Here is a 9,914-nt window from a genome sequence, read left to right on the forward strand (position 1 = left end):
AAGCAATTCAATAAATTTAAGGTTGTAGAGTATCAATATCAATTAGATGGTATATAGAAAAATTGGAGTGATTGGTCTACATCGTCCAGTGTACTTGATGAGGATCTACCGTCTGGTGAGTACACGTTTAATGTGAGGGCAAGGATCGGAGAAAACACTTCAATAAACAATGCGAGTTTCCAATTCTATATCAATAAGCCCTGGTATTATTCAAATCTAGCAGTATCAGTCTATATTTTAGTCTTTATATTGTTAGTATTTATACTACACCATTTTTATAATGGCTATCATAAAAAACTAAGAGAAAAGGTTATTTTTAAGGCAGAAAGAGACCTAGAGCATAAAGAATTAGAGAATAAACAACAACAAATGCATTTCGAAAATTTAAAATTACAACAAGATATCGATAGTAAAAGTAGAGAATTGGCAATCTCTACAATGAGCATGATTAAAAAGAATGAATTTTTAAATACTATTAAAAGTGAACTAAATAATAAGGATGCTAATTTAAATATCAAGTCTGTAATAAGAATTATCGATAAAAACATAAACAATACAGACGATTGGAAGTTCTTTCAAGAAGCCTTTAATAACGCTGATAAAGATTTTTTAAAGAAACTAAAAGCAGAGCATAGTATTCTAACACCAAACGATCTTAAATTGTGTGCTTATCTAAGACTTAATCTATCATCTAAAGAGATTGCTCCATTGTTAAATATATCTGCAAGAAGTGTAGAAGTTAAAAGATATCGCTTAAGAAAAAAAATGAATTTACCTCATAAAACAAGTTTAGCAAACTACATCATAGAATTATAATTACAATACTAACAATCAAAATAACCATACATTACCACAACATTTGTGAATTTTATAATTAAATCTGGCTTTTTGCAAGTCTTTAACAACTAGGCTCTAAAGATATTTATTGAGGATTTCGCAGTATTCTAGCCTTATTATTGTTGTGTATGTTTTTTGTAGGGGTCAGTTTTAGATATTTCATATTATTTTGGTATAAATTTACAAAAATAATAACCAGAAATATTTAAAACTTAACAAATAAAAAAAATACAACGCAATGAAAAACAACTTTTTAAGATTAATATTTTTCTTATTTGCAACAATAGCTTTAGCTCAAGTAAACAAAGTGGCTGTTCAGAAAAATGGGGATGGAATGAAACTATTAGTTAATGGAGAAGACTTCATGATTAATGGTATGAATTGGGGCTACGTACCAATTGGTAAAAATTATTCATACAGTTTATGGAAACAATCAGACGACGATATTAAAGCAGCATTAGATAAAGAAATGGGGCTTCTTAAAAACATGGGAATAAATGCTATTCGTCAATATACTGGAATACAACCAAAATGGGTTAAATATATATATGAGAACTATGGTATTTACACAATGCTTAATCATTCTTTTGGGCGATATGGCCTAACAATAGAAGGAAACTGGACGCCTGTTACAGATTATAGAGATGAAAAAACTCAAGCCATACTTATGGATGAGATATCTCAACTTGCTGAAGAGTTCAAAAACACACCAGGTCTTTTAATGTTTCTTTTAGGAAATGAAAACAACTATGGTTTATTTTGGGCTGGTGCAGAAACTGAAGGTTTTCCCGATGAAGAAGAAAAAAGGAAAGCAGTTGGTGAAAAACGTGGAAGACCAATGTACAAGTTGATGAATGACGCAGCATTAAAAATAAAATCAATCAATGGAGGTTCTCATCCTGTAGCTATCTGTAATGGAGATTTGCTGTTTGCAGACATTGTAGCAGACTTATGTAAAGACATAGATATATATGGTACAAACATGTATAGAGGTGTTTCTTTTGGAGATGCTTTTACACGTGTTAGAGACGAGTTAGACAAGCCTATCATGTTTACTGAGTTTGGTGCAGATTCATTTAACGCTTTATCTAATCAGGAAGACCAGAAAGCTCAAGCTTATTATATGGTTGGTAATTGGAAAGAAATTTACGAAAACGCTGCTGGCGTAGGAAAAGCTAATAATTCAATCGGAGGATTTACATTCCAATTTAGTGATGGATGGTGGAAAACCGGTCAAACAAAAAATTTAGACATTCATGATAATGATGCAACTTGGTCTAATGGAGGTTATCCTCACGATATGGAAAATGGATCAAATAATATGAATGAAGAATGGTTTGGTGTTTGTGCTAAAGGGCCAACAGATTCAAGAGGTTTATATGATTTGTATCCTAGAGCAGCATACTATTCTTTAAAAGAAGCACATCAAGTAAATCCATACTTAGATGGCGTAGATCAAAATTTTATCGACAACCATTTTAAGAATATCAATTTAATGGATGCAGTTTTAAGAGCTAGAGGTGATAAAGCTGCATTAGGTGGGAATGGAGATAAAGTGCGTCTTAGTAACTTAAGAGCAGAATTTACAACATTTAATACAGGAGGTACACTAATTACTACTCCAGAAACAGCAGACCCAAATAATCAGGTTTATCCAAATCAATTAGGTTTCGATCACATGCAATCTTACTTTATAGGAGTAGAAGGTAATCCTGCTGCAAATATGAGAGCAGAAGTTAACTTTAACATACTAGGTAATGTTGCAGAGAATCCTATAGATGAAATCTTTTATGAAAATAGAGGAAGGCGATTCGATGTTAATTCAGATGATGGAAATGTAAACATAGCCGACCCTAACAGAGTTCAAGTTTATAACGCAGAATTCGAGTGGAAAACTAAAGATGTAGATGTTAGAGGTTTTTATAGAACAGGACATTATCATTGGCAATACGAAGGAGATTTCTTTGGTTTATATCCAGAAGCAAATTATGGCCCAAACTTAGACATTTATAATGGAGAAATTTTAGGTGTCGAAATAGATGGAAAAGGGTCTTTAAATGGTTTAAAGGCTGCTTTTGGTCCTCAACTTTGGTGGGGAGCCAATCCTACAGCTTTATTAAAATATAGACGTAAAATTGGTAATTGGGATGTTACTGGTATATATCATAGAGATTTAGATACAGAACTTCAATTTGATGATAATGGGCAACGAATATTAAATGCTAATCAAGTAGCAAGTGGTATAATTCCAGGATGGCCTACAGAAAGAGGAACTGTTGTTGTAGAAAGAGATTTTGGAAAATTCGGATTATCATTAGGTGGTATTTGGTCAGGAAACCCTTTAAATGGAAGTACATATCAAAATGTTACTGGTTCAACAGGAAATTATACAGTATACGAAGATGAAGTAAATAATAAAGATAATTGGGGTGGAAAAGCTAAAATCACATATGCAGGTGGTAGATTTAAAATGTATGCCCAAGGAGCGATTATGGGATTAGTTGCAAATGGTGGCGCAGATGCTACACAAACTTTTACAGGTTGGAAACTAAAAGATAGTGGAAGTGGAAACCAAACTAATGTATTAGCAGGTTTTACTTACTCAATGGGTAATTTCCAACTAGCACCAAACTTTTTATGGCAAAAGCCACTAGTTGCAGCAATGCCAAATGATATGGTAGGAGGTCCTGGAAGACTAAGAAACGTAATTAGTGATCCTTTTGCAGTAAGAGGTAATAGAGAGACAACAGCAGGAGAAATGCTATTAACATACGATCCAACACCAGGTACATGGATGTACGAGTGGGATAATGATAGATCTGAAGACGCAAAATTCGCAATGAATCTTGGTTTTGTATATCGTCATCATCCAACAGCTCAAGATGCACATATTGGATTTTTAGCAGATCGTTCATTTTTTGCTTTCGCAAATGCAGCACCTGCAAGAGATTTATGGGAAGTAAATTCAAGAATGGTATCAAAAGTAAATCCAGATTTAGGTCTTATTGCTAACTTCTATGTTGGTAATGCTCAAGCAAATGGTGATGATTTAAGAACTATTAACCGTTTTGGAGGAGATATTAGAGTAATATATAAGAAATTTAAAATTGTCCACCAGTTAAAACTGAACGATTGGGGACCTTTTGATTACCATCGTGATTTTAACCTTACATACCCAGTGCAAACAATGCTAGATATATCTACAACTTTAGGTAAACCGGGTTGGTTTGTGTTACCAAGTACAAAAATTGGAATTCGTGGAACTTGGCGTTCAATGGATGAAAATTCACCAAGATATTTGCCTAATCAAAGAGCATCAGAATTTGCAGCATCACCAATATTAAGTCCTGTTGGGTTTGGTAATGGTAGCGAGTGGGAAATAAGAACATATATACATATTAACATTGGCAATTAAAAAAAAGAAAAATGAAAACTAGAAAAAACATTTATCCAAAAATCTTCCTTTGTATAGGGCTGATTTTTATAACAGCTATAAGCTGTGAGAGAGAACTGTCTGATGAAGCTGAGTTTGCAACTTTTTCAACAACAGGAGAAATATTTACAGATAATTTTCAAGGTGGATTAGATTATTTTCCTTTTGGAGGGTCTTTTGCCGAAGCATTTTCTGTAGATTTCAATGAAAAATATTTAGGATCTGCATCTATGCGTTTCGATATACCACAATTTGGTGTTAGTTATGGTGGAGCAACTTTTCCAAGTTTAGCACCTCGTGATTTATCACAATATGATGCTTTAACTTTTTGGGCGAAAGCATCTCAAGGAGCAGATATTAATGAAATTGGTTTTGGTATAAATGGTGAAACTAATAACAAATTTCAAGTTACAATGCAAAACTTGCCTTTAACAACTGTTTGGACTAAATATGTAATAGCTATACCAGATGCTTCTAAACTAAATCAAGAAAAAGGAATGTTTTGGTATGCAGAAGGAGCAGAAAATTCTTTTGACGAAGGAGGCTATACTTTTTGGATTGATGAATTAAGATTTGAAAAATTAGAAACAATAGCGCAACCAAGACCTGCAATATTTAATGGTCAAGATGTTGTACAAACAGCATTTATAGGATCTCCAATTACTGTAACAGGTCTTACACAAACTTTTAATTTAGCTAACGGACAGAATCAAACTGTATCAGCAGCACCTTCTTATTTTACTTTTACTTCATCAGATACTGATATTGCAATTGTAAATGAATTAGGACTTGTATCTATAATTGGAATAGGTACAGCAGAAATCACAGCTGTTTTAGGAGGAGTTGCTGCAGAAGGCACTCTTACTGTTAATTCGGTTGGTGATTTTCAGTTTGCACCAACGCCAACTTTAGATCCAAGTACTGTGCTTTCAGTTTTTAGTGATACTTATACTAATGTACCAGTAGATTATTATAATGGCTTTTGGACACCTGGTTCAACAACTGGATCTGCAGATTTCGCAATAAATGGAGATAATATTTTAAGTTATACAAACTTTAATTATGTAGGTACAGCAATGTCTAGCCCTACATTAGATGCCTCAAGTATGACACATTTTCATTTAAACATGTATGTGCCAGATAATGTACCTTCCGATTTCGACTTTTTAATCTCTATTGAGGATTGGGGAGCTAACCAAATTGATAATGGAGGAGATGATACAAGACAACAAATATTTGTCGATGTATCTCAAGTACAGCCTGACACATGGATTACTGTAGATGTTCCATTAACACTTACAAATAAAAATAATATAGGATTAATTATATATGAAAACATTAATGGATCATCATTAAGTAATTTTTATATAGATAATGTTTATTTCCACCAATAAAATTTAAAACATAAACAAATGAGGAATAAAACGAATAAAATTAAAAGTCTTATCAAGGTTGTTTCAATACCCTTTATAGCATTGTTATTTCTAACAATAACAAATTGCTCTACAGACGAAACACAGACTGTTACCAATTTTACAAATTTGGTAATGTCAGATGAGTTTGATGCTGAAGGCGCTCCTAATAGTGCGCTTTGGAATTATGAGATTGGGACTGGTAATAATGGTTGGGGAAATAATGAGCTTCAATATTATACAGATAGAACAGAAAACATAAAAGTTGAAAACGGTTACTTATTAATCAGTGCAAATAAAGAAGCCTACAACGGTTCTTCATACACTTCTGCTAGAATAACAACACAAGGTTTGTTTGAGCAAACTCATGGTCGTTTTGAAGCTAGAATTAGAGTCCCTTACGGTAAAGGACTTTGGCCTGCATTCTGGTTATTAGGAAGTGATTGCGAAACTAATATCTGGCCTCAATGCGGTGAAATTGATATTATGGAATATTTAGGAGATAATCCAGACACAGTTTTTGGAAGCGTTCATGGACCAGGATATTCTGCCGGTGAAGCAGTAACAAAAGAATATACATTAGAAAACGATCGTTTTGATACAGGTTTTCATGTATTTGGTATAGAATGGACACCAGATTATATTAACTATTATGTAGATGATGCTTTATATCAACAAATAACTCCAGCAGATGTGCCTGGAGAGTGGGTATTTAATAATCCATTTTATATTATTTTGAATTTAGCTGTAGGAGGTAATTTTCCTGGAGCTCCAAATTCTGAAACTGTCTTTCCACAAACCATGCTTGTAGATTATGTGCGAGTTTACCAACAATAATAAATATTAAAAAAAAGAGAATCATGAAACACTTAATTAAAAATACCAAAATATTTGTATTACTAATACTCGCTATATCTTTTACAGGATGTGAAGATGATGAAGCAACCTTACCTATAGTAGAAGCTGGTTTTACTCACACAATTAGTCAAGCTACAGGTGTAGTAACTTTCATTAATACATCTACAAATGCAGACAACTATTCATGGTCTTTTGGAGATGAAAGTACGTCTACCGAAATTAATCCAATAAAAATGTATCCTTCAGGTACTTATACTATTGTATTAAAAGCAATGAATAACTCAGGAGCTACTGATACTTTCGAAGATACAATTACAATAGCTATACCTGAAGCAATTACAATTCCAATTACTTTCGATAGCAGTTTGGTAATTTATGAGGCAACAACTTTTAATGGTGCTGCATTCGATGTTGTTGAAAATCCTGACCTTTCAGGAACAAATTCTGTTGCCTCTAATGTTGGAGCAATAACAAATATTGGTGCTAATTTTGAAGGTTTATTTTTCGAACTAGGTGCGTCTTTAAGCTTGAGTACAGATAAGACTATTAAAATTAATTTTTGGTCTAATGCACCCATAGACGTATTAATGAAATTAGAACAAGGTACTGGAGCAGATGTTGAAACATCAGTAAGTCATAGTGGTACAGGATGGGAAGAAATGATTTTCACATTCGATTCTGCAGCTAGCTTTTCTCAGATTACAATGTTTGTTGATGGACCAGGAACAACAGCTGGAACTTTTTATGTAGATGATATCGTTCAAATACCAACAGTAGATAACGTAGCTCCAACTATTACTTTAAATGGTAATGCAAGTATGACTGTTATACTAGGTTCTACTTTCACAGAACCAGGTGCATCTGCTACAGATAATATAGATGGTGATATTTCTGGTAACATTACTTTTGGTGGTGATACAGTAGACGTTAACACGTTAGGTCTGTACAATATTACATATGATGTTAGTGATGCAGCAGGAAACGCAGCAACACAAGTAACAAGAATGGTAGAAGTTATTACAGCTCCAACAGCTCCAACAACTTCTGCACCTGTTCCACCAGCTAGAGATGCAGCTGATGTAATATCAATTTATGGAGATACATATACTAATATTGCTATAAATACTTACGATCCTAATTGGACACAATCTGGGCATATGATGGTGAATACAACTTACGATCCAGGAGATGGTAACTTTTCGCTTGCATATCCAAACTTTAATTATCAAGGTACAGACTTTTCTTCAACCGTACAAAACGGTTCTGCTATGGAGTTTTTACATGTAGACATATGGGTAGCTGGTTCAGATAGACAAGTTAAAGTAAGTCCTATTAACTCAGGAACTGGTGCAATTGAAACTTTAGTAGTAGTTCCAACTACTGCAGGATCTTGGAGTAGTATAGATATTCCAATTGCAGACTTTACTGGAATGACATGGGATTCTTTAATACAAATTAAATTTGATGGACAATTTAATAGTGATGGTACTGGTAATACTGCTTCATATGATATTTATTTAGACAACATCTACTTCCACAAAGCTCCAGGAGGAGGAGGTGGCGGAGGCGCTTACGACCTTTCGTTACCTGTAGATTTTGAAACTAATGGATTTGGAGCTAATTGGTCTTGGAATGTTTTTGAAAATGATAGTAATCCACCATTAGAGTTTGTGGTAAATCCTGATGCATCAGGTATTAATACTTCAGCTCAAGTTGCCAAAATCACAGCTTTACAAGCAGGACAGCCTTATGTGGGTACAGAAACAGTTCATGGTACAATGGGTATTGCTTGGGATATTTCTGCTTCTAATGCAATTGTTAGGATTATGGTTTATAAAACTAAGATTAGTGATGTTGGAATTAAATTTGCAACACCTTCAGGTGGAGCACAACCAGAATTAAAAGTAGTAAACACACTTATTAATCAATGGGAAGAATTAACATTCGATTTCTCAAGTTATATTGGTCTAGGTGAAACTAACGGAGTAGATCAAATAATTGTATTCCCAGATTATATAGCACGTACAGCTGATGATATCATTTATTTTGATAACATCACATTTAGTAATAACTAGGGAAATAAAATTTATATAATATTATATTAATAGGAGAGTCTAATTAGACTCTCCTATTAATATAATATTATTACTAATGAGATAATATGTCTTATTTAATATTACAAGTCATATTTCTTTGCCTGTTTTCAGCAAAGAATAATTTAACTTTTATGCAAACTAAATTTTTAAAAGCATAAAGGTTAATAATTAAAGTTTTACCTAAGCAACAATAATGGATAGTAATAATAAAGAAACGATTAAGACAGATACAACTTTAAAAGAAGTAGTTATAGATAACGATAACTATTATAAAATATCTAATAGCGATGAGATTCGTCCGTTTTTTATGAGTATAGTTAGTGACTCTAATCACTGGATGTTTATTTCAAGTAGTGGAGGGCTAACAGCAGGTCGTAAAAACTCTGAATATGCTTTATTTCCATATTATACAGATGATAAAATTACAGAATCTGCTGATATTACAGGTAACAAATCTATTTTTAAAGTCCTAAAAAATGGTCAAGTTTACATGTGGGAACCATTAGCAATCAGATCTCTTGGAAGGTATGTTACAACTCAGAATGTTTACAAAAACAGGTATGGTAATAAAATAATATTTGAGGAAATAAATCACGATTTATCACTAACATTTAGATATCAATGGAGCTCGAGTAATGATTTTGGTTTCGTAAAAAAATCTAAATTAATTAATACTTCTAACGAAAGTATTAATGTTACTCTTCTAGATGGTATTCAAAATATTTTACCAGCAAGTATAGGAAGTGATACTCAAAACCAATCAAGTAATTTGGTAGATGCATACAAGCGCAATGAATTAGAAGAGTCTACAGGACTTGGAATATTTGCACTTAGCGCTATTCTTGTAGATAATGCAGAAGCGAGTGAAGCTCTAAAAGCAAATATTGTTTGGTCTCTTGGTTTAAAAAACCCAAAGTATTTATTGTCTTCATTACAGCTTAATAATTTTAGATCACAAAAAGATATAACTCAAGAAATTGATATAAAAGCAGAAAAAGGAGCTTATTTTGTTTCTACCGAAATAGAGCTTTTAGAGAATTCTTCTAAAGAATGGATGCTAGTTGCCAACGTAAATCAAAATCATTCAGACATTGCATTATTATCTAAGCAAATTAGAGAAGATAATAACTTAAAAGATACAGTAAATAAAAATATTGCTTTTGGAACAAAACGTTTAGTAGAATTAAATGCTGCTTCTGATGCAATTCAGGTTTCAGCAGATAGTTTAAGAGATACACGTCATTTTGCCAATACATTATTTAATATTATGCGTGGTGG

5 protein-coding genes and 1 pseudogene are annotated in these 9,914 nt (G+C 32.9%); all 6 read left to right on the forward strand.

What is annotated here, in order from left to right:
• The first annotated feature begins 132 nt into the window (after nucleotides 1-132).
• Entirely contained in the window at nucleotides 133-816 is a 684-nt protein-coding gene (locus QNK89_RS05795) for a LuxR C-terminal-related transcriptional regulator (RefSeq protein WP_340170079.1), read from the forward strand.
• Nucleotides 817-1,075: 259 nt separating this feature from the next.
• The gene (locus QNK89_RS05800; RefSeq protein ID WP_340170080.1) at nucleotides 1,076-4,252 is read left to right on the forward strand and encodes a glycoside hydrolase family 2 TIM barrel-domain containing protein; all 3,177 of its coding nucleotides are present in this window, start codon (nucleotides 1,076-1,078) and stop codon (nucleotides 4,250-4,252) included.
• Nucleotides 4,253-4,263: 11 nt separating this feature from the next.
• The gene (locus QNK89_RS05805) at nucleotides 4,264-5,664 is read left to right on the forward strand and encodes a glycosyl hydrolase family 16 (protein WP_340170081.1); all 1,401 of its coding nucleotides are present in this window, start codon (nucleotides 4,264-4,266) and stop codon (nucleotides 5,662-5,664) included.
• Between the two features lie 18 nt (nucleotides 5,665-5,682).
• Nucleotides 5,683-6,519, forward strand: coding sequence for a glycoside hydrolase family 16 protein (locus QNK89_RS05810; protein ID WP_340170082.1), 837 nt, complete (start codon nucleotides 5,683-5,685; stop codon nucleotides 6,517-6,519).
• A 23-nt stretch (nucleotides 6,520-6,542) separates the two neighbouring features.
• The gene (locus QNK89_RS05815) at nucleotides 6,543-8,615 is read left to right on the forward strand and encodes an immunoglobulin-like domain-containing protein (RefSeq protein ID WP_340170083.1); all 2,073 of its coding nucleotides are present in this window, start codon (nucleotides 6,543-6,545) and stop codon (nucleotides 8,613-8,615) included.
• Between the two features lie 214 nt (nucleotides 8,616-8,829).
• A pseudogene (locus tag QNK89_RS05820) lies at nucleotides 8,830-9,914 on the forward strand (hypothetical protein); the annotation flags it as partial.

Source organism: Lacinutrix sp., assembly GCF_037625555.1.
In the GTDB taxonomy this organism is placed as follows: domain Bacteria; phylum Bacteroidota; class Bacteroidia; order Flavobacteriales; family Flavobacteriaceae; genus Lacinutrix.

Coding starts and splice junctions, on each gene's coding strand:
- QNK89_RS05815 (WP_340170083.1), top strand. CDS start 6,543: ATGAAACACTTAATTAAAAATACCAAAATATTTGTATTACTAATACTC.
- QNK89_RS05805 (WP_340170081.1), top strand. CDS start 4,264: ATGAAAACTAGAAAAAACATTTATCCAAAAATCTTCCTTTGTATAGGG.
- QNK89_RS05800 (WP_340170080.1), top strand. CDS start 1,076: ATGAAAAACAACTTTTTAAGATTAATATTTTTCTTATTTGCAACAATA.
- QNK89_RS05810 (WP_340170082.1), top strand. CDS start 5,683: ATGAGGAATAAAACGAATAAAATTAAAAGTCTTATCAAGGTTGTTTCA.